The following is a 25,986-nucleotide window of genomic DNA, read 5'->3' as shown; positions in this document are numbered from 1 at the left end:
CGCCCGAGCCCGCCCGCGACCGGGTCGCCGAGGACGGCGCGGATGTCCTTGTCGACGTACCCCCACCAGCCGTGCTGGAAGGAGGAGCCCTTGTGCGCCTGGGACTCGTTGGCCGAGGCCGGGAAGCTGGAGGTGTCACCGGACTGGCCGCCCGAGGGCGACTCGTTGATCTGGATGGTGTCCACCAGCGCCTGGTAGAGGCCGTCGCCGAGACCGGACTTGAACTCGCCCCGGACCAGCAGCGGCCACCAGGCGTCGAAGATCCGGATCGCGTCGGCGTGGGCGTACACCTTCGAGCCGGCGGCGGTCTCCTTGCGCGGTGCCCCGGCCTGCTGCCAGGCCTTGAGCTTGGCGACGACGCCGGCCAGGGTCGGGTCGGCGACCGGCTGGCTCTCCAGTACGCGGATGAGCTTGCCGAGCACCTTCCAGCCGCGCAGGTCGGTGGTCCCGGCGTTCTCGACCACGCGGACCAGGTCCGCCCGGTCGAACTTCTGGCCGCTCGCCACGGCCGCCTTGATCGGGGCGTCGAGCAGGTCGCCGCGGTGCACCGAGCCGAAGCTGAAGTCGCCGTCGGCGGCGCTGACTGACGAAGTAGTCCTGGTTGACCGCCTGCGGGTGGGTCGAGGCGGGCAGGTAGGCGGCGGTGTTGGTGGCCGGGTCGTAGCCCTGCCACTCGTACGCCGCCTCGGCCTTCACCGGCAGGTTCGGGTTGGCGCCCGCCGCGCGGACGGGGTTGAGGCCGGAGTCGAAGTAGGCGGTGTCGGTGGCGTTGACGTAGAACCAGTTGAAGGCGTACCCGACGGTGGACGCGGCGGCGGTGAAGGCGGCCGGGGTGCCCATCGCCGCGGGGTCGTTGAACATCTGGAAGCCGATGGCCGAGTCGGCCTCGTGCCGGTAGGTGGCGCGCAGCCGGGTGAACGCGTGCGGCGCCCCGCCGACCTTCCCACGCCAGGCGACCAGGCCGAGCTTCGTACGGTACGAGATGATCTTGTATGACCCGGCGGCGGTCCCGTCGGCCGTGCTCGGCGTCCAGCTGTTGGTGTGCGACAGCTCCTCCATCGCCGTGCAGGCACCGCGGTAGAGGTACTTGTTGCTGGTCAGCGTGGGTGCGGTGCCGTCGGTGGTGCACAGCGGCAACGCGTACGTGTCAGTGATGTCGTGCGCCGACGAGGTGGCGCTCCACGCGTAGTCCTGCCCGCGCCCGAGCAGCACGTACAGGTTGATGCCGGCGAAGGCGGCGCCCCGGGCGCTGATGCCCGGACCCTGCAGCTCCTGCACCATCAGCAGCTGCGGCGAGAAGTAGCCGGTCTGCGGGCCGAAGACGGCGATCGGGTGCCCGGTGGCCGAGTTGGCCGCCGAGATCACCGCCGCGTTGGACATGCCCCGGCCGGCCGGGCCGATGGTGAGGCTGCCCAGGGCGGCCGCCAGGTCCGAGTCGTCGGTGATCGAGCTGGTGGCCGAGCCGGTCTTGTTGGTGACGACCGGCTCCACGCTGACCGAGCCCGCGTCGGGCAGCACCACGCCGGGGGCGTCGTCGTCGGCGTTCGCGTACGGGAAGCTCTGGCCGTTGTGGACGGTCAGCGCCGACTCGGGGTCGTTGCGGGAGCGGAACGCGTTCCAGACCGCGTCGCCCTCGGCGGTGCCGTAGCGGGCGCGGGCGGCCACGCGTACCAGCGCGGACTGCACCTCGTTGCCGCCGCCGCCGCCGAACAGGCCGCCGACGACGCCCGCGATCGCGATCAGGTCGGTCATGGTGAACTGCACCGGGCCGCCCGCGTTGGTGACCGCGTCGAGGTGCCCGGTCAGCACGTACTCCCCGGGGCAGTCGCGGTCGGCCATGCACTGGGCGATGTACGCGTTGACGCCCGCGATGTAGTTGCTGACGTCGTCGTACAGCTGCTGGCCGCGCGTACCGAGGTTGCGCAGCGCCTCGACCTGGGCCTGCAGATCCGCCTCGGTGTAGGGCGAGTTGCGCCAGACGCTCTGCTCCAGGTCGCGGTTGCCCTGGGCGCCGCCCGCGAACGGGGTGAGCGTGCCCCGGCCGACGTGGCGCATCAGGTCCATGGTGAACAGCCGGTCCTCGGCCCCGGCGAACCCGGCGCCGAACATGGTCCCGGCGCGGGTGGTGCCGGTGACGTGCGGAGTGCCGGTGGCCTTGTCCCGCACGATCGTGACGTCGGAGCGGGGTGAGTAGCTGCGCTCGACCTGCCCGGCGGGGACGCCGAACGACGCGTTGTTGAAGTACGCCGGGATCTGCTCGTCGGTGAGGCCGGCGTAGTTGTAGATCAGGTTGGCGTACTTGTCGAGCTGGTCGGCGGAGTGCGCGGGGCGGGTGCCGAACGCCTGGTGGCCGAGGATGTCGACGAGGGTGGCGTTGCCGTTCTGGCCGGGCGGCAGGATGTCGCCGCACTGCTCCAGGCAGTAGTCGTTGGGGGCGAGCACCGCGGCGGCGGCCGGGGCGGTGGGGATGAAGGAGGCCAGGGCCGCGGTGACGACCAGGGTCGAGGCGGCAGCCAGGCCGCGCCGGAGACGGGGGTACGGGGATGGGGCGCGTCGGGGCATGGGGGCGGGTTCCCTTCGGGCAAAGGGGGACGATGCGACGCACTTACATGAAGCAATTTCGTGTACTGCATGGTAACCAAAGATTCATACTTGTGAAAGAGGTCACATTGCCCGGTTGGGGTGCTTCGGGCGGGCTCCGCGCGCCCCCTAGCGTTGACGCTGGCCTATCTAGTAGACGGAAGTCGCGAAATCGTGCTCTGGATAGGCCAGCGTCGATTGAAGGGCGGGGGTGGGAGGGGCGGGCGTCGGGTCGTACTGGCCGGTAGGGGTTGGGCTTAGCGATCGTTCAGGATCTCCGGTTACGCTGTGGTCGAAAACCTGTGATCCAGGTATCAGACCAGGGAGGCCGTACGTGGACGCCGACGAGATCCAGGCAGGTCGCGAGCGCTGGCAGCAGCGCTACGACCGCGCGCACAAGCGCCAGGCCGACTTCACCACCCTCAGCGGCATGCAGGTCGACCCGCTGTACGGTCCGCCGGAGGGCGTCGCGTACCCCGGCTTCGAGCGCATCGGCTGGCCCGGCGAGTTCCCGTTCACCCGGGGTCTGCACCCGACCGGCTACCGGGGCCGCGCCTGGACCATCCGCCAGTTCGCCGGCTTCGGCAACGCCCAGCAGACCAACGAGCGGTACAAGCTGATCCTCGGCGCGGGCGGCGGCGGCCTGTCGGTCGCCTTCGACATGCCGACCCTGATGGGCCGCGACTCCGACGACGCCCGCTCGCTGGGCGAGGTCGGCCACTGCGGCGTCGCGATCGACTCCGCCGCCGACATGGACGTGCTGTTCGACGGCATCAACCTGCAGGACGTCACCACCTCGATGACGATCTCCGGCCCGGCCGTGCCGGTGTTCTGCATGTACCTGGTCGCCGCGGAGCGCCAGGGCGCCGACCTGGGCAAGCTCGACGGCACCCTGCAGACCGACATCTTCAAGGAGTACATCGCGCAGAAGGAGTGGCTGTTCGACCCCGAGCCGCACCTGCGCCTCATCGGCGACCTGATGGAGTACTGCGCGCACAACATCCCGAAGTACAAGCCGCTGTCGGTGTCGGGCTACCACATCCGCGAGGCGGGCGCGACGGCCGCGCAGGAGCTGGCGTACACGCTGGCCGACGGCTTCGGCTACGTCGAGCTGGGGCTGTCGCGCGGGCTGGACGTCAACACGTTCGCCCCGGGCCTGTCCTTCTTCTTCGACTCGCACGTCGACTTCTTCGAGGAGATCGCGAAGTTCCGCGCCGCGCGCCGCATCTGGGCCCGCTGGATGCGCGACGTGTACGGCGCCACCAGCGACAAGGCCCAGTGGCTGCGCTTCCACACGCAGACCGCCGGGGTGTCGCTGACCGCGCAGCAGCCGGTCAACAACGTGGTGCGTACCGCGGTCGAGGCGCTGGCGGCGGTGCTCGGCGGCACCAACTCGCTGCACACCAACGCCCTGGACGAGACCCTCGCCCTGCCCACCGACGAGTCGGCCGAGATCGCGCTGCGCACCCAGCAGGTGCTGATGGAGGAGACCGGCGTCGTCAACGTCGCCGACCCCCTCGGCGGCTCCTGGTACGTCGAGGCGCTGACCGACCGGATCGAGGCCGAGGCCGAGGCGATCTTCGAGCGCATCCGCGAGCGGGGCTCGGACGGCACCATCACCTCGGGCATCCTGCGCGGGATCGAGGACGGCTGGTTCACCTCGGCCATCGCCGACTCGGCGTACACCTACCAGCGGGCGCTGGAGGACGGCCTCAAGCGGATCGTCGGCGTCAACTGCCACACCGGCACGGTCGCCAAGGAGCTGGAGATCCTGCGCGTCTCGCACGAGGTCGAGCGCGAGCAGGTGAAGCTGCTCAAGGGGCGCAAGGAGGGCCGGGACCAGGGCGCGGTCGACGCCGCGATCAAGAAGATGATCGAGGTGGCGCGCACCGACGGCAACATGGTCCCGGCGATGCTGGACGCCTGCCGGGTCGAGGCGACCCTGGGCGAGATCTGCGACGCGCTGCGCGCCGAGTGGGGCGTCTACCGCGAGCCCGCCCGGTTCTGACCGGCGCGAGAACGGCGCCCGCTCCCAGGCTCAGGGCGGGCGCCGCACTCTGTCACGGCACCGTGATCACATCGGTGCGGACCACCTCCGACAGCAGGTGCTTGCCGGACAGCGGCGTCGGATACCACGCGACCCGCAGCGCCGACGCGTCGTGCCAGGCCGTGCCGACGTACGTGGTGGGGTAGTCGACCGAGGCACCTGTCGGCCGGGGCTGGTCGAGCGCGCGGAACACCTGGTGGGCCAGCGGTGCCGCGGTGGCCACGTCCAGCACGGTGACCTCCAGGTTGTAGGGCCACTGCATGCCCCGCCACACCACGGCCGCCCGGCTGCCGTCGGGCGACAGGCGCACGTCGGTGATGAACACCTCGGCCGCCGGCAGGTCCAGCTCGTACGAGCGGCGCGTGGCGAGGTCGTACACGGTGATGGGCGGGCCGGAGCGGGCGCCGGACACCGGGTGGAACGTGGACTGGACCAGCCTGCCCGACTGCAGCACCGGTGCCGGGATGCCGTCCACCACCGTCTGCGGGTGCGGCACCCGGCGCAGGTCGACGACCTTGTGCTCGGCGCCGCTGGCAAGGTCGTGCGCCATCACGGCGTCGTCGCGGTCGAGGTAGGCGTAGCGCTCGTCCACGCCGACCAGGCTGACGTCATGGCACTGCTCGCGGACGTTGCGCGACAGCAGGCGCTCACCGGAGGCGTCGTACAGCTCCAGCCGGAACTCCAGCCGCGACACACACGAGCCGTCCGGGCGCCGGTGGCCGGGGTCGAGGTCGCGTGAGCCGAACAACGCCAGCCCGCCCGAGGGGGTGGGCATGATCTCGTCCACCGAGGTGAGCAGCGTGCCGCGGTAGCGCAGCGGCACGCCCCGGCCGTCGTCGGCCAGCTCGGCGAAGTCGGGGAAGACCACGATCGCGTCCGGCAGCGTCACCGCACGGAAGTTCTGCACCGTGTACGGCCCCTGGTAGTCGACGTTCGACGCCGACTCGTACGCGCCCAGCCAGCCGTTGATCAGCCGCTGCGCCGAGGGGCCGGTCAGCTCCCGCGGCACGGGCGAGGCGGACGGGCCGGCGCTGACGGTCGGGCGGGGCGACACGGCCGGGTCGGGGCCCTTGGCGCGGGTGGTCCAGGCCGGCCCGGCGGCGACCACGGCGACCAGCCCGGCCAGTACCGCCGTGGTGGTGGCGGCCCGGCGGCGACGCCACTGCGCCCCCCGCCGCCGTACGGCCGCGACCCCGGCGGCCGGGATCCGGCCCGCGCTCGGGGCGGCCGCCTGCAGCAGCGCGCTGATCTCGGCCGGGATGTCGCCGGCGAAGTCGTCGTTCATCGGGTGCCCTCCTCGTGCAGGGCCGCGCGCAGCTGGGTCAGCGCGCGCGAGAGTCGGCTCTTGACGGTGCCCTCGGACAGGCCGAGGGCGGTCGCGGTCTCGGCGGTCGACAGCTGCAGCAGCACCCGGCACACCACCACCGACCGCTGCGCCAGCGGCAGCGTGTCCAGCAGCGCGAGCGCGGTCGGGTCGCCGCCGTCGACGGCGGGTTCGGTCTCCGGCAGCGGGCGCTCCCGGCGTACCTTGCGCCACCAGGAGGTGGCCCAGTTCAGCCCGACCCGGTAGAGCCAGCCGCCGGGGTTGGCGTGGCCGCGCAGCTGCGACCAGCGCGCGTACCCCCGGGCCATGGCCTCGTCGGTGGCCTCGGCGGCCAGCGTCGGATCTCGTAACGTGACGGCCAGCGCGCGGAACACCCGTTCCCGCTGGGCGGCGTAGAAGTCCTCGAACTCCGCCGCCGCGTCGGCACGCGGGGCGGCGGCGTTCAAGGCCACCGCGGACGGCATCTGCATGCCACATACACGCGCGTACCCTATGCGCCGTTCCCGGCGACCGTGGACCTTCGCGAGGCAATAGTTACGGGCGTGGGAGACTGGGTAACCATGAGCGATCTCCGACCCGGACAGTCGATCTTCACGCGCGGCGCGGTGGACCTGAGCAGCCTGGCCAACCGGCCCGCGGCGCCCGCCACACCCGCGCCGACCTCGGCCGACAGCGGCGAGTCCGCGCCCTCCGGCGGCACCTTCCCCGGCGCGCCCGCGGGCGGCGGCAACGCGGTGGACGTGACCGAGGCGAACGTGCAGACCGAGGTGCTGGAGCGGTCGATGGCCACCCCGGTCGTGGTGGCGTTCCTGGCCCCGGGCTACCCCGAGGTGCAGCAGTTGGCCGACGCGCTGGAGCAGTTCAACGCCGCCGACGGCGGCATGTGGGTGCTCGCCCGCGTCGACGTGCAGGCCAACCCGCGCCTGGCCGCCATGTTCCGGGTGCAGAGCGTCCCCACCGTGTACGCCGTGGTCGGCGGCCAGCCCGTCGACGCCTTCGCCGGCCCGGTCCCGCCCGCGCAGCTGCGCCAGTGGCTCGACGCGGTGCTGCGCGCGGGCGGCGTCGAGGTGGCCGTGCCGGAGGACCCGCGCCTGGCCGAGGCCGACGACGCGCTGATGATGGGCGACCTGGACGAGGCCGAGCGCGCGTACCGCAAGATCCTTTCCGACGCGCCCCGTGACGCCGCCGCCGAGGCCGGGCTGGCCCAGGTCGTGCTGGCCAAGCGGGTCGTGGGAGTGGACCCGCAGGCCGCGGTCGCCGCGGCCGACGCCGACCCGGACGACCTGCCCGCGCAGCTGCGCGCGGCCGACGTGCAGGTGCTGGGCGGCGAGGCGGAGCAGGCCTACCAGCGGCTGGTGAATCTGGTGCGCCGGGTCTACGGTGACGATCGGGAGACGGTGCGCCAGCACCTCGTGTCGCTGTTCGCCGTCGCCGGGCCGGACGACCCCGCGGTGGCGGCCGCGCGGCGCTCGCTGGCCAGCGCGTTGTTCTAGCCGTCGAGCGTAGGTCCAGGGGAGAGGCGTATGCGCCGGATCGCGGTCCTCGACGCACCGTCCAACCTGGGCCTGCGCCCGCCCACCGAGACGTCCGTCCCCGGCTGCGCGAAGGCGCCGGGGGCGCTGCGCGACCGGCAGCTGCTGGCCCGCCTCGACGCCCGGGACGCGGGCTGCCTCACCCCGCCCCGCTACGACCCGGGCGACTGGCGCCCCGGCGACGGGGTGGCCCACACGCCGCAGCTGCACTCGTACACGGTGCGGCTGGCCGAGCGGATCGGGGCCATCGTCGACGCGGGCGAGTTCCCGCTGGTGCTGGGCGGAGACTGCTCGATCACGCTCGGCTCGGCGCTGGCCATGCGCCGCCTCGGCGAGGAGGTCGACGGCCGGATCGGGCTCGTCTTCGTGGACGGGCACTCCGACTTCCGGCACCCGGGCAACGCCCCGTACGTCGGGGCGGCGGCCGGGGAGGACCTGGCCCTGGTCACCGGCCGGGGGCAGACCGAGCTGGCCGGGATCGAGGGTCGGCGCCCCTACTACCGCGACACCGACGTCGTCGTCCTCGGCATCCGCGAGCACGACGAGTACCGCCTCGACCTGCAGGCGGCCGGGTTCGCGGTGCGCCCGGCCACCGCGCTGCGCGCCGAGGGCGCCAAGCGGACCGCGCAGTGGGCCCGCGAGCGGCTGGCCGACTGCGCCGGCTACTGGGTGCACCTCGACGTGGACGTGCTCGACCCGGCGGTGATGCCCGCCGTGGACGCGCCCGAACCGGGCGGCATCGCCCTGACCGAGCTGGAACTGCTGCTCAACGGGCTGGTCAGCACCCCGGACTGCCTCGGCATGGAGCTGACCGTGTTCGACCCCGACCACGACCCCGACGGCCGGTACGCCGCCGAGCTGGTCCAGGCGCTGGTGTCCGGCCTGGCCCCGCTGCTGCCGCCCAAGCGCGCCGGGCGCGTCTCCAGTCAGCCCCGCCTGGCGGGCCAGCCCCGCGTCCCCACCCAGCGCACCCCCACCGACCGCCGCGCGGTCGCCTGACCCGCGCCGCCCGCCCGAGCCCCGCCCACGCCGCGCCGCGCCGCGTCCGTGCCGCGTCCGGTTGATCATGCAGTTTCGGGGAAAGTGCACGAATCGCTGGCAAGATTCCTGCACTTTCCCCGAAACTGCACCCTGATCCTGGGGCGCGCCGCGCGGCGCGCGGCGGTGGCGGTGGCGGTGGCGGTGGCGGGGTGGGGTCGGCGAGTCGCGTCGGTCGCATCGGGGTGACCGTGGCGTGGGGCGGGGTCGGGCGGGGGTTAGTGTGTCTGCCATGTCGGATGTCCTGGCCACGGTGACGACCGTCGCGTCCCTGCTGCTCGCCGTGATCGCGCTGGTCGCCTCGGCGCGCGACCGCGCGCCGGACCGGGTGCAGTTCGCCGGCACCGTCGTGGTCAACGCCGTGGCCGTGCTGCTGCTGGGCGCGGCCGTGGTGACCTGGTTCGGCGGGACCGGGCCGCGCGAGGTCACCACCTTCGTCGGGTACGGCCTGACGCTGGCCCTGCTGCCCGCGGGCGCGTGGATCGTCGGCAAGATGGAGCCGACCCGCTTCGGCAGCCTGATCATCGGCGTGGGTGCCCTGATCATGCCGGTGCTGGTGCTGCGGATGGGGCAGGTGTGGGGTGCCTGACGGTCTGAACCGGGGCCTCGGCCGGGTGCTCGTCTTCGTCTACGGGCTGTTCGCCGTCGCCGCCACCTCCCGGGCGAGCGTCCAGATCGCGACCAAGTTCACCGAGGCGCCGGTGTCGTACCTGCTCAGCGCCGTCGCCGCGGTGATCTACATCGTGGCGACCGTCGGGCTGGTGCGCGGCGGCACGCACGGGCGGCGGCTGGCCCTGGCCTGCTGCAGCGTGGAGCTGCTCGGAGTGCTCGCCGTCGGCACGCTGAGCGTGCTGGCCCCGCAGGACTTCCCGGACCAGACCGTGTGGTCGGGCTTCGGCGAGGGCTACGGCTACCTGCCGCTGGTCCTGCCCGTGCTCGGCCTGCTCTGGCTGCGCCGCGGCGCCGCCGCCGCGCCCGCGAACTGATTCTCGCCCCGATCCGGGCAACCCCGGTCCGTCCGCCCCGTGTTCGAGGGGTGAGGACGAGGAGGACGGGATGGCCAAGGACGCCGACGGGTTCCGCGAGTTCGCCGCGGGCCGGCTGGACGCCTGGCGGCGCACCGCCTACCTGCTGTGCGGCGACTGGCACGCGGCCGACGACATGGTGTCGGCCGCGCTGACCGGGCTGTACCGGCACTGGGACCGGGTGTCGCGGATGGAGCATCCCGACGCCTACGTGCGTACGTCGATGCTGCGGGCGATGCTCAACGAGCGCCGCCGCCCCTGGCGCCGGGAGCGCCCGGTCGAGTTCCTGCCGGAGCGGGTCGCGACCGGGCCCGGCCCCGACGGGGTCGACCAGCACCTGGACGTCACCGCCCTGCTCGCCGAACTGCCGGCCCGGCGTCGGGCCGTGCTCGTGCTGCGCTTCTTCTGCGACCTGTCGGTCGAGGAGACCGCCGCCGAGCTCGGCTGCTCGACCGGCACCGTCAAGAGCCAGACGTTCCGGGCCCTGGAGGCGCTGCGCGCGCGCCTGCAGGGCACCGGACTGGTCGCCGAGGAGGCCTGAACATGGACGATCTGCCCCACCGGATGCGCGCCGCGGTCGACGTACCGCCGCCGAGCCGGATCGATCTCGACACCTTCATCGCCGGGGAGCAGCGCCGCTCCCGCCGGATGCGCTGGGCGGGCGCGGCCACCGGAGCGGCCGTCCTAGCCGCAGGTGTGCTCGCCCTGCCGCCGCTGCTGAGCGGCGGTGGCGGTCCCCCCGTCGCGGCGGTCGGCAGCCCCGGCACCGTCGACTGCCCCATCCCGGTGCCCACCGTTTCGACGGATACGGGGTACACCGGACCGCTGCCGGGGGACTGCGCACAGACCATCGCCCGGCTGGGCGGGGTCCTGGAGGCCGCCCTCGGGGCGCTGGTGCCGCGGCCCGGGGGCGCGGCGTACCGGGTGGATGTCCTCGTCTACCTGCCCGACCGCGGGGTGTACGACGCGTGGTTCGCGCTGGACGGCCCGGCCGGATCCGGTTTCTTGAACATCCAGATAGGGCGGGCGCCGCATGAGGCGCCGGAGCTGAACGGCGAATGCGACATGGCCGGCCCGACCTGCACGTACGAGCGGACGGCGGACGGGACGGTGCTGCTGTCGGTGGCCCAGGGCGGCCAGAGCCGCGCCCAGGCGTTCCTGCCGGACGGCACCCTCGTCAGCGCGTACGCCTACGAGCAGGCCGGGAACTACCTCGGCTCCCCGCCGCTGACGGCCGACCAGCTGCTCGAACTGGTGGCCACCGACGGGCTGGGGTTGTTCCCGGCCGGGCCGGTCGATCCGTCCCCGGCTCGGGACAAGCTGCGGGACCTGCCGTCCGCGCAACCGCGACTGAGCTGAGGACACCGCGGACGAGGTCCGGCACCGCCCTGCCGTCCGCGCAGCCGCGTGGCTGGGTGGCGGAAAGGGCGCGGCCCCGGTCGGTGGTCACCGACCGGGGCCGCGTCGCGCTACCTCAGCGGAGGCCGCGCAGGAACGCCTCGGTGACCGGGACGGCGGTGTCGGAGGGGCGGTAGCCCGCCTCCACGAACACGGCGAAGGCGATGTCGCCCTGCCAGCCGATGAACCAGGCGTGGCTGTGGTCGGGGTTGTCGTCGTACTCGGCGGTGCCGGTCTTGCCCTGGACCGGGCCGCCGGGGACGTCCTTGAGCAGCGTCGCGGTGCCGTCGGTGACGACCTCGCGCATCATCGACCGCAGCGCGGCCAGCGTGGTGTCCTTGAGCTGCGGCCCGTCGGCGGCGGGCTTGACGGGGGCGGGCTCGGTCAGCAGGATCGGCTGCTTCCACTGGCCGCGCGCGACGGCCGCGGCGACCCCGGCCATGGCGACCGGGCTGACGATGGTCTGGCCCTGGCCGAACGCGGCCGCCGCCTGCTCGGTGGCCGACCCGTTGGCCGACACCTTGCCGGAGAACGCGGGCGTGCCGAGGTCCCAGGCCTGGCCGAGGCCGAGGGTGCCGGCGGCGGTGGCCAGCCCGTCCGGGCCGAGCTGCGGGGCCAGCGAGGCGAACGCGGTGTTGCAGGACTTGGCGTAGTCGACGTGGAACTGGACGTTGCCCAGCTCCAGGAAGTGCGAGTTCTTGAACTGGCGGCCGTCCACGGTGATGAACTTCGGGCAGGCCACGATCGTGGTCGGGGTGACCTTGCCCGCCTCCAGCAGCGCGTACGCGGTGACGGTCTTGAAGGTGGAGCCGGGCGGCACCTGGGCGTTGAAGGCCAGGTTCTCGTCGCCGCTGTTGGCCGCCGCGATGATCCTGCCGTCGCTGATCCGGATCGCCACCATGGCGCTGCGCTGCTTGACCGTCGACAGCGCCTTCTCGGCGGCCACCTGCGCGGCCGGGTCGAGCGTGGTCTTGAGCGGCGTGCCGTTCTTGGCCTCGAGCGTGTAGAGCGCCTCGTCCTGGGTGGTGCCGTCGGCCGCCTTGCGGGTCACCACGACCTTCATCCCGGCGGTACCGCGCAGCAGGTCCTCGTACTGCTTCTGCATGCCGCCCAGGCCGGCCTGGTCGCCCACCGCGTACACGCCGGGCTTGGCATCCATGATCTCCTTGGTCACCGGGCCGACCGTGCCCAGCAGGGCGCGGGCGAAGGTGCGGGTCGGCGCCAGCAGCCACTGCTCCTCACGGAACCGCATGCCCTCCAGCGCCCGCAGCCTGTCGCGGATCGGGTCGTACACCTCCCGCCGCAGCGTCACCACCTCGACCAGCGCGTCCGGCTTGGCGGCCTTGACCCGGGCGGCCAGGTCGGCCGTGCTCGCGTCGACCTTCCCGCCCTTGAGGACCTCGTCGAGGTCCTTGACCAGCTGGTCCAGGTCCTTGACCCGCTGCGGCTCGACCCCGACCACGACGACCGGGCGCGGCTTGACGATCGCCTCGCCCGCCCCGTCGAGCACCCCGGCGCGGACCGGCGCGATGCGCCGCACGGCCAGCGCGTCGCCGAAGGTGAGCTTCGGGTGCACCACCGCGGGCTCCCAGATCACCCGCCAGGCGTCCTTGGCCTTCGACATGCGCACGGTGGTGGTGTACTCCCAGGTGGTGCCGTTGGGCAGCGGCTGCTTGACGACCACCTCGGTGGTGGCGAGCTCGGCGCTGACCACCGGGTCGGACTTCTTGGCCACCGCGGGCGGGGTCTGCGCGAGGGTGCCCTCCAGCGACCGCAGTTCGGTGCCGACGGCCGCCGGGTCCAGCCGCTCGCCGCTGGCCTTGACGAAGTTCACATTCTCGAAGGTGCCCTTCGGCCAGCCGGCCAGGAAGGCGTCGAGCACCGGTGCCGGACCCGCCTCCTCGGAGCAGGCGGCGAGAGCGGGAAAAAGCAGCGTAAGTGACAGAAGCGAGAGGATGAGCCGGGGGCGTCGAGAAGCCATGACGGCATTGTGCCGCAGTCGTACCGGCGGTAGGAGCCGCCGTGGTGTCCAAGACTGGACTGCCCTCGTTCACGTGTCGGCGGCACCCGTGCGAGATGCTCGGCGTCAAGGCTGATTAGGCTGGGGGGACGACGGGACGGCCCCTCAACACGGCCCGTCCCACCAACGACCCACAGCGCGGTGGGCGAAGGGGAGTGGCTTTCCATGGAGTCTGGCGGCCGAGTCGACGGCGGCACCGTACCGGAAGTGGCGGCGGGAGCGAGCGGCGATACCGTCCGGATCGAGGGGGCGCCGCAGGCGCAGCCCGACGATCTCGACGACACCGATCTCGACGAGCCCCTGCCGAACAGCGAGCGGCTGATCGCGGCCGCGGTCGCGCTGGCGGCGGCCGGCGGACCGGGCGGCGGCGCGGATGCGGGGAGTCTGACCGACGAGCGGCTCGCCGAGGCGCAGCTGGTCCAGCGGTACTGGCGCTTCGCCCCGGACGAGGAGCTGGCCGACCTGACCCCGGCCCGGCTGGTCGAGGCGGCGCGCGCGCACCGCGAGCTGGCCGCCCAGCGGCGGCCCGGGGAGCTGAAGCTGCGCCTGTCGCTGTCGCCGAGCCCCCGGCACACCGTCGTCGAGATCGTCACCGACGACATGCCGTTCCTGGTCGACTCGGTCACCGCGGCGCTCAGCGCGCGCAAGGACGTGCAGCTGCTGGTGCACCCGGTGATGGTGGTGCGCCGCGACGCCGAGGGCGTGCTGGCGGAGGTCTGCGCCGAGGTCGAGCCCGACGACGCGATCGACGGGGACCTGGTCGAGAGCTGGATGCGCATCGAGGTCGGCGCCATCCGCGACGAGGCCGAGCTGGAGCACCTGCGGGCCGACCTGGAGCGGGTGCTGGGCGACGTCCGGCGGGCGGTGGAGGACTGGCCCCGGATGCGCGCCAAGGCGCTCGCGCTGGCCGACGACATCGCCACCGCCGAGCTGCCCGTGCCCGACCGCGACATCACCGACTCGGTCGAGCTGCTGCGCTGGCTGGCCGACCACCACTTCACCTTCCTCGGCTACCGCGAGTACGAGCTGATCAAGGTGCCCGGCTCCGACACCGACCTGATGCGCGCCGTGCCCGACACCGGCCTGGGCATCCTGCGCGGCGACGGCTCCACCGCCCGCACGCTGGAGTCGATGACGCCCGAGGCGCAGCACAAGGCGCTGGAGAAGCGCCTGCTGGTGATCACCAAGGCCAACTCGCGCTCGACCGTGCACCGCTCGGCGTACCTGGACTACCTGGGCTTCAAGACGTTCGACGCCGAGGGCAACGTCACCGGCGAGCGCCGCTTCCTCGGCCTGTTCTCCTCGGCGGCCTACCGCACCAGCGTGCGGCAGCTGCCGGTGATCCGGCGCAAGGTCGACAGCGTGCTGGAGCGGTCCGGGCTGTCGGCCAAGAGCCACTCTGGCAAGGACCTGCTGGAGATCATGGAGACGTACCCGCGCGACGAGCTGTTCCAGATCTCCACCGACGACCTGTACCACGCGGTGACCGGCGTGCTGCGCATGGCGGGCCGCCGCCAGCTGCGGCTGTTCCTGCGCCGCGACGGGTACGGCCGGTTCATCTCCTGCCTGATCTTCCTGCCCCGCGACCGGTTCACCACCGTGCACCGGCTGGCGATGCAGGAGATCCTGCTGCGCGAGCTGAACGGCGTCGGCGTCGACTACACCACCCGCGTCAGCGAGTCGAACCTGGCCCGGGTGCACTTCATCGTGCGCACCGACCCGGCCAACCCGCCCGGTGAGATCGACGCCGACGCGCTGGCGGAGATGCTGGGCGACGCGACCCGCAACTGGGACGACGACTTCCGGTTGGTGCTGGAGCGCAAGGTCGGCGACGAGCAGGCCAAGGCGCTGGCGGCGCGGTACGTCGACGCGCTGCCGGAGACGTACAAGGACGGGCACCTGGCCTACGAGGCGGTGCAGGACCTGGCCAAGCTGGAGCTGCTGGAGGAGCCCGGCCAGCTGGAGATGCACCTGTTCCGGCGCAAGTACACGGCCGGCACGGGCAGCACCGTCGAGCGGACCGGCCCCGGCAACGACGTGCGGTTCAAGGTGTACCGGCACGGCGAGCCGATGCTGCTGTCGGCGGTGCTGCCGGTGCTGCACTCCCTCGGCGTGCAGGTCACCGACGAGCGGCCGTACGAGGTGCGCCGCGGCGACGCCAACATGTACGTCTACGACTTCGGCCTGCAGCTGCCCGCCGGGGCCCGCGACCTGGCCGAGGTTCGCGCGCACGTGGAGAACGCGTTCGCGGCCGCGTGGCGGCACGAGGCGGAGGTCGACGGCTTCAACGAGCTGGTGCTGCGCGCCGGGCTGACCTGGCGGCAGGTGGTGGTGCTGCGCGCCTACGCCAAGTACCTGCGCCAGGCGGGCACCGTCTACGCGCAGGAGTCGCTGGAGGCGACGTTCACGGCGTACCCGCAGATCGCGGCGATGCTGGTGGCGCTGTTCGAGACCCGGTTCGACCCGCGGCTGCAGCTGGCCGACACCGAGCGGTCCAGCCAGGCCAAGGAGCTGGTGTCGGCGATCGGGCGGCAGCTGGAGCACGTCGCCAGCCTCGACCAGGACCGGATCCTGCGCAGCTACCTGACGCTGATCCAGGCGACGCTGCGCACCTCGTTCTTCCAGCGCGGCGCGGACGGGCGGCCCAAGTCGTACGTCTCGTTCAAGCTGGACCCGCAGGCGATCCCGGACCTGCCCGCACCCCGCCCCAAGTTCGAGATATTCGTGTACTCGCCCCGCTTCGAGGGCGTGCACCTGCGCTTCGGCTCGGTGGCGCGGGGCGGGCTGCGCTGGTCCGACCGGCGCGACGACTTCCGCACCGAGATCCTGGGCCTGGTCAAGGCGCAGATGGTCAAGAACGCGGTGATCGTGCCGGTGGGCGCCAAGGGCGGCTTCGTGCTCAAGCAGGCGCCCTCTCCCGCCGACCGTGACGCGTTCCAGGCCGAGGGTGTGGCCTGCTACCGCCGGTTCATCTCGGCGCTGCTGGACATCACCGACAACCTCGACGCGGGCAAGGTCGTGCCGCCGGTCGACGTGGTGCGCCACGACCACGACGACCCGTACCTGGTGGTCGCGGCGGACAAGGGGACGGCGACGTTCTCCGACATCGCCAACGATATCTCGGCGTCGTACGGGTTCTGGCTGGGCGACGCGTTCGCCTCCGGCGGTTCCGCCGGGTACGACCACAAGAAGATGGGCATCACCGCCCGGGGCGCCTGGGAGTCCGTCAAGCGGCACTTCCGGGACATGGGGCACAACACTCAGGCCGAGGACTTCACCGTCGTCGGCGTGGGCGACATGTCCGGTGACGTGTTCGGCAACGGCATGCTGCTGTCGGAGCACATCCGGCTGGTGGCCGCGTTCGACCACCGGCACATCTTCCTGGACCCGACCCCGGACGCGGCGTCCTCCTACGCCGAGCGGCGGCGCATGTTCGACCTGCCGCGCAGCTCGTGGGCGGACTACAACGCGGAGCTGATCTCCGAGGGCGGCGGGGTGTTCCCGCGTACCGCCAAGTCCATCCCGGTCTCGGCGCAGGTGCGCGCGGCACTCGGCCTGGCCGAGACGGTGACCGCGATGAGCCCGCCGGAGCTGATGAAGGCGATCCTGCTCGCGCCGGTCGACCTGCTGTGGAACGGCGGCATCGGCACGTACGTCAAGGCCACCACCGAGTCGCACGCCGACGTCGGCGACAAGGCCAACGACGCCATCCGGGTCAACGGCGCCCACCTGCGGTGCAAGGTGGTCGGCGAGGGCGGCAACCTGGGCCTCACCCAGGCCGGCCGCATCGAGTACGCCCGCAAGGGCGCCCAGGGCGCCGGGGGCCACATCTTCACCGACTTCATCGACAACTCGGCCGGCGTGGACTGCTCCGACCACGAGGTCAACATCAAGATCCTGCTCGGCGCGGACACGTCGCTGAGCCTGGAAGCCCGCAACGAGCTGCTGGCCAGCATGACCGACGAAGTCGGCGCGCTGGTGCTGCGGGACAACTACGGCCAGGCCCGCGCGCTGGGCAACGCCCGCTCGCAGACCCTGTCGCTGCTGCCGGTCCACCGCCGGGTGCTGACGGCCCTGGAGCGCGCCGGGAAGATCGACCGCGCGCTGGAGGGCCTGCCCACCGACGACGAGCTGGTGGTCCGCGGCGAGAACGGCGAGGGCCTGTCCACGCCCGAGTTCGCCGTGCTCATGGCGTACGTCAAGATCTCGCTGGAGGAGGAGATCGTCTCCTCCGACCTGCCCGACGACCCGTGGACCGCCGAGACCCTCGCCGAGTACTTCCCGGTCCCGCTGCGGCACATGACCAAGGAGATGGCCGAGCACCGGCTGCGCCGCGAGATCGTCACCACGGTCCTGGTCAACGAGACGGTCAACCGGGGCGGCACCACGTTCGTGCACCGGGCCGTCGAGGAGACCGGCGCCTCGGTCGCCGAGGTGCTGCGCGCGTTCGAGGTCGTCTGGGAGGTCTTCGAGCTGCCGAAGCTGTGGGCGGCCGTCGAGGCCACCGACAACCTCATCCCCACCGCCGCGCAGACCGAGGTGTACCTCAAGGCGCGCCGCCTGATGGACCGCGCCGTCCGCTGGCTGATCCAGAACCGGCGCTCGCCGCTGGACGTGCCCGCCGAGATCGCCCGGTTCAAGCCCGGCGTCACCGCGCTCATGCCCCGCCTGTCCAGCCTGTTCCTCGGGGCCGAGCACGAGGCGATGCAGGCCCACGAGGCCGAGCTGATCGAGCTCGGGGCACCGGCGGAGCTGGCCGAGTGGGGCGCGCGCACGCTGTACAGCTTCGGGCTGCTCGACGTCGTCGAGGTCGCCGCCGACACCGGCCGCGAGCTGGAGGAGGTCGCCGGGGTGTACTTCGCCCTGTCCGAGCGCTTCCGCGTCGACGACCTGCTGACGAAGATCTCGCAGCTGCCGCGCGACGACCGGTGGCAGACCCTGGCCCGCATGGCGCTGCGCTACGACCTGTACGCCGCGCTCGCCGCGCTGACCAAGGAGGTGCTGGCGGCCACGCCCGCCGACACGGCGCCGCAGGACCGGGTGCAGCACTGGGAGCAGGCCAACGCGACGGCGACCGCGCAGGCGCGCAAGTCGATCGCGGAGCTGGACGAGGTGAAGGTGGACCTGGCCCCGCTGTCGGTCCTCCTCCGCCAGATCCGCACCCTGGTCCGCACCGCGGCCGCCTGACCCGCCGCGCTCGCGGCTCGCGGGCGCAGCTCGCGGGTCACGGGTCGCAGCTCGCGGGTCGCGGGTCGCAGGTCACGGGTCGCAGGTCACGGGTCGCAGCTCGCGGGTCGCAGCTCGCGGGTCGCAGCTCGCGGGTCGCGGGTCGCGGGTCGCCGCGCCCCGCCTGGCATTGACGCTGGCCTATCCAGAGGACGGATTTTCGATTTCTGTCTTCTGGATAGGCCAGCGTCTATTTCAAGTCGGGTGCGACGTGGGGCTCGGGTCAGTGGAAGAAGGTCTTGGCGGCGGTTTGGGCTTCGGGGTCGCTGTCGACGTCGCCGGGGCGGGAGCCGTTGCCCAGCAGGGTGCCGCCCCAGTTCATGCCGAGGTATCGCGCGCTCAGGCGCAGCGTGCCCACCAGCGCGTCGGCAGTGGTCGCGTCGGACGAGCTCAGCGCGCTGACCGCCCACATCGTCTTGCCGCCCATCCGGGCGCGGAAGTCCGCCCCGGGCACGCGCAGCCACGCCGACCAGTAGTCCAGGTACAGCTTCGTGGGCGCCGAGACGCTGTACCAGTACAGCGGGGAGGCGATGACCACGTCGGTGGCGGCCAGGGTCGCCGACAGCAGGCGCTGCTCGTTCCCCTCGGGCTGCGGGAAGGACTCGCCGGTGTGGCGCCGGTCGGTGAACGGGGCCAGTGGCAGGTCGGCCAGGTGCAGCCACTCCTGCGCGGTTCCGGCGGGCAGGTGCGCGGCAGCGGCGCGGGCGAGCGCCTCGGTGTTGCCGTCGCGCCGGGCGCTGCCCAGCAGGAAGAGGAAGCTGCGTTGGTCGCTCACCGGATACTCCTGTCGAAAGAAATCCATGCCTGCGCATTAGATGCGCGAGCATGGAAATGCTCGCAGCGGCGACCGGTACGGTCAATCGAAAGTGACCGACGCCGCTACTGACCGACGCGGCGCCGGGCGGCGCAGTGTTCTGACCGCTGGCGGCGATCTTCGGTGTCTGGTCTCGCCAGTGATCGCCGTCTGTGGGCGGAAGCTGGGTTTCCGGCTTTTCGTCGTGCAGTGTTTTGACCGGTGGTGGCGATCTTCGGGCCTGTTCCGATCGTTGATCGCTGCCAGCGGTCACAACCTGCGCCTACAGCGGAGGTTGTGACCGCCGACGCTGATCAACGACGGGGTGGGCGAGAAACTGACCGCTGACGGCGATCAAGTGGCCGCCAGCGCCAGCCGCAGCCCGCCAGCGCCAGCCAGCGCTGCGAGCCGCTACCCGGCCAGTCCGAGCACCTCGGCGGCCGCGCGGCCGTTGGCGTGGCTCGCGCCGTACGTGGTGATGAAGGCCTGCGCCCCGTGCGGCCGCCAGCCCGCGGGCCAGCCCATCTCCACCACTGCCAGCGGGTGCACCGCGGCGAGCTGCTCGGCCAGCGAGCGGGCCGCCGGGTTGCGGTGGGTGTGCCGCCCGACCAGCACGATCGGCCGCCCGGCCGCCGCGCTGAGCAGCGCGTCCACGCTGGTCTCGTCGGCGGCCACGGCCAGCTGCGGGGTGTCGGCCAGGTGCATGGTCAGGCCCCACGGCACCGCGCCCTCGGCGATGGTGTGCCCGGCCCGCAGCTGCACCACGAACGGGTGCTCGAACCCGGCCAGGCTGCCCTCGATGCTGACCGCCCGGCGCGCGGCGTCGTAGCCCAGCCGCGGGCTGGCCTCGACCTCGATGCTGCCCGCGGTCCACGCGGCGAGCGCGTCGTTGCGCGCGGCGGCCTGCTCGACCCGGGCCAGGTCGAGCCGGCCGTCCTGGATCGCGGCGACGATGTCGGCGGCGACCTGCTCCACGATGTCCAGGTCGATGTCGGCGCCGAGGCAGAGCAGGTCCGCTCCGGCGTCCAGCGCGCGGATGGCGGCCGGCCCGATGCCGCCCGCGATCCGCTGCGCGCCCTGCATCTCCAGCGCGTCGGTGACGATCACGCCGTCGAAGCCGAACTCGCCCCGCAGCAGGTCGGTGAGCACCGCCCGGCTGAACGTGGCCGGGTCGTCGCCGGTGAGCACCGGCACCCGGATGTGCGCTGTCATCACGGCCTTGGCGCCCGCCGCCACGATGGCCGCGAACGGGGGCAGCTCGCGGTCGCGCAGCAGCTGCTCGGTCACGTCGACCGTGGGCAGGTCGTGGTGCGAGTCGGTCACGGTGGCGCCGTGGCCGGGGAAGTGCTTGGCGCAGGCGGCCACGCCGGCCTGCTGCAGCCCGACCACCGCGGCGGCCGCGTGCGCCGCGACGAGCACCGGGTCGGCGCCGAACGAGCGGGTGCCGATGATCGGGTTGTCGGTGGCGGTGTTGACGTCCACCGTGGGCGCCAGGTTGAGGTTGATGCCCGCGGCGGTCAGCTCCGTGCCGATGGCGTGGTACACCCGCCGGGTCAGGTCGAGGTCGCCGATCGCACCCAGGGCGGCGTTGCCCGGGTACGGGCTGCCGGTGCGGTGCGCCAGCCGGGTGACGTCGCCGCCCTCCTCGTCGATGGCGAGCAGCGCGTCCGGCCGCGCGGCGCGCAGCTGGGCGGTGAGGGTGGCGAGCTGGTCGGCGTCGGCGATGTTGTAGCCGAACAGCGTGTAGCCGGCCAGGCCCTGGGTGAGCAGGTCAGGGGCCCATTCGGGAGCGGTGTGGCCGGGGAATGCGGCCAGCAGCGTACGCAGGGCCAGGCGGCGCAGCCCGGGGTCGATGGTCACGGTGATCCTCCGCTCCGTCGCCCGAACACGATGTTGGCCTTTTGGCCAGTGTGTCGGGTCTTGCCATCCATAGTGGGTTTGCGTGTCGAAGCCGTAGGCTACGGCCGTACACGGTTAAGGGTACCTAATCTAATAAGAAACTTAACTAAAAGCTAGTGTCGGCGTATGCGCGCCCGCACCCGGCCGAGCACCTAGGATGATCGACCATGGCCGCAGTTTCACAACCAGGCACCCCCCGACTTCTCCGCGCGCTCAACGACCGAGCCGCGCTGGAGCTGCTGCTGGCGCGTGGTCCACTCACCCGTTCGCAGCTCGGCGAGCTGACCGGCCTGTCCAAGGTGACCGCCTCCCAGCTGGTCGAACGCCTGGAGGAGCGCGGCCTGGTCCGGCGCGTCGGTGAGCAGGCGGGCGGCCGCGGACCCAACGCGCAGCTCTACAGCGTCAGCCCCGGCAGCGCGTACGTGGTGGGCGTGGAGGTGGGGGCCGAGCAGGTCATCGCCGCCTGCGCCGACATCACCGGCGCGGTGGTGGGCCGGGTCGAGGTCTCCATGCAGACCGAGAACAGCGGCGGCGGGGTCGACGACCCGGTGCGGCTGGTCCACGACGCCGTGGTCACCGCCGCGGCCCAGGCCGGCGCCCCGCTGAGCGCCGTACGCCGGATAGTGCTGGGCACGCCCGGCCTGGTCGACCCGAACAGCGGCGACATCGTCTTCGCGTTCAACCTGCCGCGCTGGCAGCGGGGCCTGGCCGCCGCGCTGCGCGACGACCTGCACACCACCATCCTGTTCGAGAACGACGTGAACCTGGCCGCCGTGGCCGAGTCGCACCTGGGCGCCGCGCGCGAGGTCGGCGACTTCCTGCTGGTCTGGGTCGGCTCCGGCATCGGTCTGGCGGTCATGCTCGGCGGTCGCCTGCACCGCGGCTTCTCCGGCGCCGCCGGTGAGATCGGCTACCTGCCCGTGCCCGGCGCCGAGATCCCGCGCGACGTCAGCCGCCGCGTCGGCAAGGGCGCGTTCCAGATGGTCGCCGGCGCGGACGCGGTCCGCGCCGTCGCCCGCGAGCACGGGTTCCGTGCCCCCAGCGCCGCCGACGCGGTCAAGGCCGCCATCGCGGCCGGCACCAAGGGCGGCCCGGTCCTCGACGAGCTGGCCCGGCGGCTCGCCCTCGGCGTCGCCGCCTCCTGCCTGGTGCTCGACCCGCCGCTGGTGGTGCTCACCGGCGAGGTCGGCGCCGCGGGCGGCACCCCGCTGGCCGAGCGGGTGCAGCACGAGGTGGCGGCGATCAGCCCGGTCGCGCCGCGAGTCGTCGTCACGGGCGTCTCCGACGAGCCGGTCCTGCGCGGCGCCCTGCTGACCGCCCTGGACACCGTCCGCGACGAGGTCTTCGGCTCGACCGTCGACTGACCGGCCGCGCCCCGCGCCCCGCGCGTGGGTGCAGTTTCGGGGAAAGTGCCGGAATCAACGCGAGCGAGGCTGCAGTTTCCCCGAAACTGCAGCCTCGCTACGTATCCGCGGACCCGTCAGGTCAGGTCGCGGCGGTGGAAGCTGAAGTAGCCTCCGGCCACGAGCAGGGCGGCCAGGCCGAGCAGGACGGCGGCGCCGGTGCCGCCGCTGATGACCAGGTCGCCGTCGAAGCCGTCCCAGTAGCGGAAGCCGTCGTTCACCCAGGCGACCACGTAGCTGGTCAGGAACAGCGGCTCGTTGAGGTCCAGGTTGATCAGCTCGAAGACGAGCCGGGCGCCCAGCTCCCAGCCGATCAGGTAGCCGACGAAGACGCCCAGCGCCGCGGCGGTGTGCCGCCCGATGGTGGCGATGGCGTACGCGCAGGCCGAAGTGATCAGCGCCAGCAGCAGCCCGCGCAGGGTCAGGTCGATCAGCTCAGGCCAGAACTCCCCGCCGAGGTTGCCCGCCCAGCCGGTGGTCGCGGCGAGGATCCAGAACACGCCGATGTAGAGCGCCGAGAAGCCGACGTTGAACACGGCCAGCGCGCCGAGCAGCACACCCAGCTTGGTGACGTACACCGTGCCGCGCTGGGGCCGCCAGAGCAGCAGGTTGATCAGCCCTCCGCTGCTCATCTCGGCGCCGATGAACGAGGCGGAGATGAGGAACCCGAAGAACGCGAGGTACGCCGCGAGCATGTACACCAGGCCCGGGATCTCGTCGCTGAACACGAACACGCCCGACAGGAACTGCTCGTCCTTCACCCGGGACGCGTCGAACACGCCGCAGTCGACGTCGCGGAACTTGTCCTGCAGCTCCGGCGACGCTTCGCTGTCCGGCAGCTGCGCCTCCACGCACTGCTGGTGGTCGCGTACGTTCTGGGTGCGCACCTCCGTGGCCGTCTGGCGCGCCTCGGCCCACGCCTCGTCGGAGGGGCGGCTGCTCTCGATCATCATGACGGCCACGGTCAGCCCGAAGACCGCGAACAGCACCACCATCATCAGCTTGGCGAACCGGCGCGAGAGCAGCCGGTTCAGCTCGGCCTTCGCGAGGTTCACGCGGGCTCCTTCGAATCGAGGTCGATGACGGGGGAGTCGGCGACCGGCGGCGGAGCCGGTTCGGCGGCGGGTTCGTCGGTCGTGTCCACGTCCTCCACCTGCGGCGGCTCGCCCGGCCGGGGCCGGGTCTCGGTGAGGTCGAGGAAGACGCTCTCCAGGTCCGGGGCGATCGCGACGAGCTCGGACAGCCACAGCCCGGCCTCGCCCAGCTTCTGCGTGATCCAGGCCGGGTCGTCGACCCCGCCCACCACCACGAAGCCGCCGTCGACCCGGGCCGTGCGGCCCGCGTCGCGCAGCAGCCGCACCGCCGCCGAGGAGTCGGCGACCTGGAGGCGGAACTCGCCCGTGGCATGCCCGGCCAGCACCTGCGCCACCGGACCGTGGGTGATCCGGCGGCCGCGCGAGATGATGGTGACCGAGTCGCAGACCTGCTCGATCTCGGCCAGCAGGTGGCTGGAGACCAGCACCGTGACGCCGCTGGCGGCCAGGTCGCTCATCAGGGTGCGCATCGCGTGGATGCCCGACGGGTCGAGGCCGTTGGCGGGTTCGTCCAGGATCAGCAGCTCGGGCTGCTTCAGCAGGGCCGAGGCGACGGCCAGGCGCTGCCGCATACCCAGGGAATAGCCTTTGACCAGGTCCTCGGCGCGGTCGCGCAGGCCGACGGTGGTGAGCACCTCGTCGACCCGGGCGGCGGGCACGCCGCCCGCCGTGGCCAGGATCTGCAGCGTCTTGCGGCCGCTGAAGCCGGGGAAGAACGCCGGGCTCTCCACGATCGCGCCCACCCGGTGCGCCACGGTGGCGTACTGCTCGCTCGGCGCGCCGAGGATGCGCATGGTGCCGGAGTCGGCCCGCATCAGGCCCAGCAGCGTTCGCAGGGTGGTGGTCTTGCCGGAGCCGTTCGGCCCGAGAAAGCCGTGGATCTGGCCGGCGCGCACCTCCATGTCGAACCCGTCGAGGGCGGTCTGCCGACCGCGCCGCACGCTGCTGAACGTCTTGCGCAGGCCGCTGATCTCGATGACGGCGGTCAACGCGCCTCCTAGTAGTGAGGGGATCGGCACACGGTACGTGCTGCGCGTCGATCCGTGGGGGCACGTGACGGTACGGGACCACGACAGCGCCGAGTGTGATCTGGCTGGCAGGGTCGCACGCGCGCAGTGCCGGGCGTGATTGGATAACGGCTGTGTCAGGACAGCACCGCGCCTTTGCCGCCGCACCCGAAGTCGCCGCCGACGACCCCGATCTGGTGATCGCCGCGGACCAGGTCGACGTCGTCCGCCAGGGCAAGCACCTGCTGCGGGAGATCTCGTGGCGGGTCGAGCTGGACGAGCGCTGGGTCGTGCTCGGCCCCAACGGCGCCGGCAAGACCACGCTGCTGCACCTGGCCGCCGGGCGCTCGCACCCCACCAAGGGCGCCGTGTACGTGCTGGGCGAGCGCATCGGCCGGGTCGACATGAACGAGCTGCGCACCCGCATCGGCCTGTCCACGGCCGGGCTGGCCGAGCGCATCCCCGGCGGCGAGCTGGTCCGCGACGTGGTGGTGACCGCGTCGTGGGCGGTGGTCGGCCGGTTCCGCGAGGCGTACGACCCGACGGACCTGGCCCGCGCCGAGCAGCTGCTCGGCGAGTGGGGCATGGCCGGCTTCGCCGAGCGGGAGTACGGCACCCTGTCCGAGGGCGAGCGCAAGCGCACCCAGATCGCCCGCGCCCTGATGACCGATCCGGAGCTGCTGCTGCTGGACGAGCCTGCGGCCGGGCTGGACCTGGGCGGCCGTGAGGACCTGGTGGCCCGGCTGTCGGAGCTGGCGGCCGACCCGGACGCGCCCGCGATCGTGCTGGTCACCCACCACGTCGAGGAGATTCCGCCGAGCTTCACCCACGCGCTGCTGCTGCGCGAGGGCGGCATCGTCGCGGCGGGCCCGGTGCCGGACGTGATCACGTCGGAGCACCTGTCGGAGACGTTCGGGCTGCCGCTGACGGTCACCTCGTCCGGCGGCCGGTTCGCCGCGCGCGCGGCCTGATGCGGCGGTTCGCGCCCGGCGACACGATCGTGCGCCGGGAGATCATGCACGGCGAGGTCTGGTTCGGGTACGCCGGAATCTGCGTGCAGGACGACGACGACCTGCTGGTGACGTACCTGCCGGGCGGGACCCGGTTCGGGTACCCGCGCCACGGGGTGTTCCCGGCCGGGCGGCATCCGTACCAGGTGGCGGGGCGGCGGGAGTGGCACGGCCACGGCATGCTGGCGGTGCACTTCCCGGGCATCGAGCACGCCGTCTTCGTGTTCTGGAAGGGCCCGCAGCGCACCTGGAACGGGTGGTACTTCAACCTCCAGGACGCCCCCCGGCGTACGGCGATCGGCTTCGACACCCTCGACCACGAGCTCGACCTGCACTGGGCGCCGGGCGCGCCGCGCTGGGAGTGGAAGGACGTCGCTGAGTTCGCCGCGACCGGGCCGGTGCGCTACCCGGGGCGGATGGAGGCGATCCAGGCCGAGGGTGACCGGGTCGCCCGCCTGCTCGACGCCGGTGAGCGCTGGTGGAGCGACTCCTGGGCCGACTGGCGGCCCGATCCGCACTGGCTGCCGCGGCAGCTGCCCGCGGGATGGGACGAACTCGCGCCGACCTTGCCCTGAGGCGTCAGCATCAAG

At 72.6% G+C, this 25,986-nt stretch carries 19 protein-coding genes; 11 read left to right on the top strand and 8 right to left on the bottom strand.

The annotated features are described in order from the left end of the window. Positions 1–135: 135 nt before the first annotated feature. Entirely contained in the window at positions 136–2,562 is a 2,427-nt protein-coding gene (locus tag QEZ54_RS01515) for a penicillin acylase family protein (protein WP_348650498.1), read from the bottom strand. A gap of 352 nt (positions 2,563–2,914) precedes the next feature. On the opposite strand from QEZ54_RS01515, the gene QEZ54_RS01510 reads away from it, so the two are divergent. Further along, positions 2,915–4,588, top strand: a complete 1,674-nt coding sequence (locus QEZ54_RS01510) for a methylmalonyl-CoA mutase family protein (RefSeq protein WP_281302605.1) — start codon at positions 2,915–2,917, stop codon at positions 4,586–4,588. 52 nt (positions 4,589–4,640) lie between these two features. Here the strand turns inward: QEZ54_RS01510 and QEZ54_RS01505 are convergent, their stop codons facing one another. Both QEZ54_RS01505 and QEZ54_RS01500 read right to left on the bottom strand, forming a co-directional pair. Then, a complete protein-coding gene (locus tag QEZ54_RS01505; protein ID WP_281302604.1) occupies positions 4,641–5,912 on the bottom strand; it encodes a hypothetical protein in 1,272 nt (423 codons plus the stop codon). Further along, positions 5,909–6,421 carry a sigma factor-like helix-turn-helix DNA-binding protein gene (locus QEZ54_RS01500; RefSeq protein WP_281302603.1) on the bottom strand — a complete coding sequence of 171 codons (513 nt, stop codon included), beginning with the start codon at positions 6,419–6,421 and terminating at the stop codon, positions 5,909–5,911. Before QEZ54_RS01500 ends, QEZ54_RS01505 begins: the two co-directional genes overlap by 4 nt. Before the next feature lie 90 nt (positions 6,422–6,511). On the opposite strand from QEZ54_RS01500, the gene QEZ54_RS01495 reads away from it, so the two are divergent. The 6 genes from QEZ54_RS01495 to QEZ54_RS01470 all read left to right on the top strand — a co-directional run bounded on the left by QEZ54_RS01495 (position 6,512) and on the right by QEZ54_RS01470 (position 10,905). After that, a complete protein-coding gene (locus QEZ54_RS01495; protein WP_281302602.1) occupies positions 6,512–7,444 on the top strand; it encodes a tetratricopeptide repeat protein in 933 nt (310 codons plus the stop codon). A 30-nt stretch (positions 7,445–7,474) separates the two neighbouring features. Next, positions 7,475–8,482, top strand: a complete 1,008-nt coding sequence (locus QEZ54_RS01490) for an arginase family protein (RefSeq protein ID WP_281302601.1) — start codon at positions 7,475–7,477, stop codon at positions 8,480–8,482. Between the two features lie 271 nt (positions 8,483–8,753). After that, the gene (locus QEZ54_RS01485; RefSeq protein WP_281302600.1) at positions 8,754–9,110 is read left to right on the top strand and encodes a hypothetical protein; all 357 of its coding nucleotides are present in this window, start codon (positions 8,754–8,756) and stop codon (positions 9,108–9,110) included. Next, positions 9,103–9,507 (top strand): hypothetical protein, encoded by a 405-nt coding sequence (locus QEZ54_RS01480; RefSeq protein ID WP_281302599.1) that lies wholly within the window; start codon positions 9,103–9,105, stop codon positions 9,505–9,507. Before QEZ54_RS01485 ends, QEZ54_RS01480 begins: the two co-directional genes overlap by 8 nt. Before the next feature lie 70 nt (positions 9,508–9,577). Then, on the top strand, positions 9,578–10,087 hold the full coding sequence (locus QEZ54_RS01475; protein ID WP_281302598.1) for a SigE family RNA polymerase sigma factor: 510 nt from the start codon (positions 9,578–9,580) through the stop codon (positions 10,085–10,087). 2 nt (positions 10,088–10,089) lie between these two features. Further along, on the top strand, positions 10,090–10,905 hold the full coding sequence (locus tag QEZ54_RS01470) for a hypothetical protein (protein WP_281302597.1): 816 nt from the start codon (positions 10,090–10,092) through the stop codon (positions 10,903–10,905). Between the two features lie 115 nt (positions 10,906–11,020). Here QEZ54_RS01470 and QEZ54_RS01465 read toward each other — a convergent pair whose 3' ends face one another. Further along, on the bottom strand, positions 11,021–12,925 hold the full coding sequence (locus QEZ54_RS01465) for a penicillin-binding transpeptidase domain-containing protein (protein WP_281302596.1): 1,905 nt from the start codon (positions 12,923–12,925) through the stop codon (positions 11,021–11,023). A 246-nt stretch (positions 12,926–13,171) separates the two neighbouring features. Between QEZ54_RS01465 and QEZ54_RS01460 the strand changes: the two genes are divergently transcribed. Continuing rightward, a complete protein-coding gene (locus tag QEZ54_RS01460; protein ID WP_281302595.1) occupies positions 13,172–18,151 on the top strand; it encodes an NAD-glutamate dehydrogenase in 4,980 nt (1,659 codons plus the stop codon). Positions 18,152–18,413: 262 nt separating this feature from the next. On the opposite strand, the gene QEZ54_RS01455 is transcribed toward QEZ54_RS01460, so the two are convergent. Together QEZ54_RS01455 and QEZ54_RS01450 are read right to left on the bottom strand one after the other, a co-directional pair. Beyond that, positions 18,414–18,965: an NAD(P)H-dependent oxidoreductase gene (locus QEZ54_RS01455; protein WP_281302594.1), complete on the bottom strand. Its 552-nt coding sequence runs from the start codon at positions 18,963–18,965 to the stop codon at positions 18,414–18,416. Between the two features lie 429 nt (positions 18,966–19,394). Beyond that, positions 19,395–20,843, bottom strand: a complete 1,449-nt coding sequence (locus QEZ54_RS01450; protein WP_281302593.1) for a glycoside hydrolase family 3 N-terminal domain-containing protein — start codon at positions 20,841–20,843, stop codon at positions 19,395–19,397. A gap of 206 nt (positions 20,844–21,049) precedes the next feature. Here QEZ54_RS01450 and QEZ54_RS01445 point away from each other — a divergent pair, with 206 nt between their 5' ends. Then, entirely contained in the window at positions 21,050–22,246 is a 1,197-nt protein-coding gene (locus QEZ54_RS01445; protein ID WP_281302592.1) for an ROK family transcriptional regulator, read from the top strand. A gap of 116 nt (positions 22,247–22,362) precedes the next feature. Here QEZ54_RS01445 and QEZ54_RS01440 read toward each other — a convergent pair whose 3' ends face one another. Next, a complete protein-coding gene (locus QEZ54_RS01440) occupies positions 22,363–23,340 on the bottom strand; it encodes an ABC transporter permease subunit (protein ID WP_281302591.1) in 978 nt (325 codons plus the stop codon). Beyond that, the gene (locus QEZ54_RS01435) at positions 23,337–24,368 is read right to left on the bottom strand and encodes an ATP-binding cassette domain-containing protein (protein WP_281302590.1); all 1,032 of its coding nucleotides are present in this window, start codon (positions 24,366–24,368) and stop codon (positions 23,337–23,339) included. The genes QEZ54_RS01440 and QEZ54_RS01435 overlap by 4 nt, the downstream gene beginning before the upstream one ends. Positions 24,369–24,520: 152 nt before the next feature. Between QEZ54_RS01435 and QEZ54_RS01430 the strand changes: the two genes are divergently transcribed. Together QEZ54_RS01430 and QEZ54_RS01425 are read left to right on the top strand one after the other, a co-directional pair. Continuing rightward, complete coding sequence (locus QEZ54_RS01430; protein WP_281302589.1) at positions 24,521–25,357, top strand: ABC transporter ATP-binding protein; 837 nt, start codon at positions 24,521–24,523, stop codon at positions 25,355–25,357. Then, positions 25,357–25,971 carry a DUF402 domain-containing protein gene (locus tag QEZ54_RS01425; protein WP_281302588.1) on the top strand — a complete coding sequence of 205 codons (615 nt, stop codon included), beginning with the start codon at positions 25,357–25,359 and terminating at the stop codon, positions 25,969–25,971. Before QEZ54_RS01430 ends, QEZ54_RS01425 begins: the two co-directional genes overlap by 1 nt. Positions 25,972–25,986 lie beyond the last annotated feature (15 nt).

It is taken from the genome of Catellatospora sp. KI3 (assembly GCF_029948125.1).
Classification (GTDB): domain Bacteria; phylum Actinomycetota; class Actinomycetes; order Mycobacteriales; family Micromonosporaceae; genus Catellatospora.
Note: the sequence above shows the minus strand (reverse complement) of the source record. Positions and strands in the feature narration are given on the sequence as shown.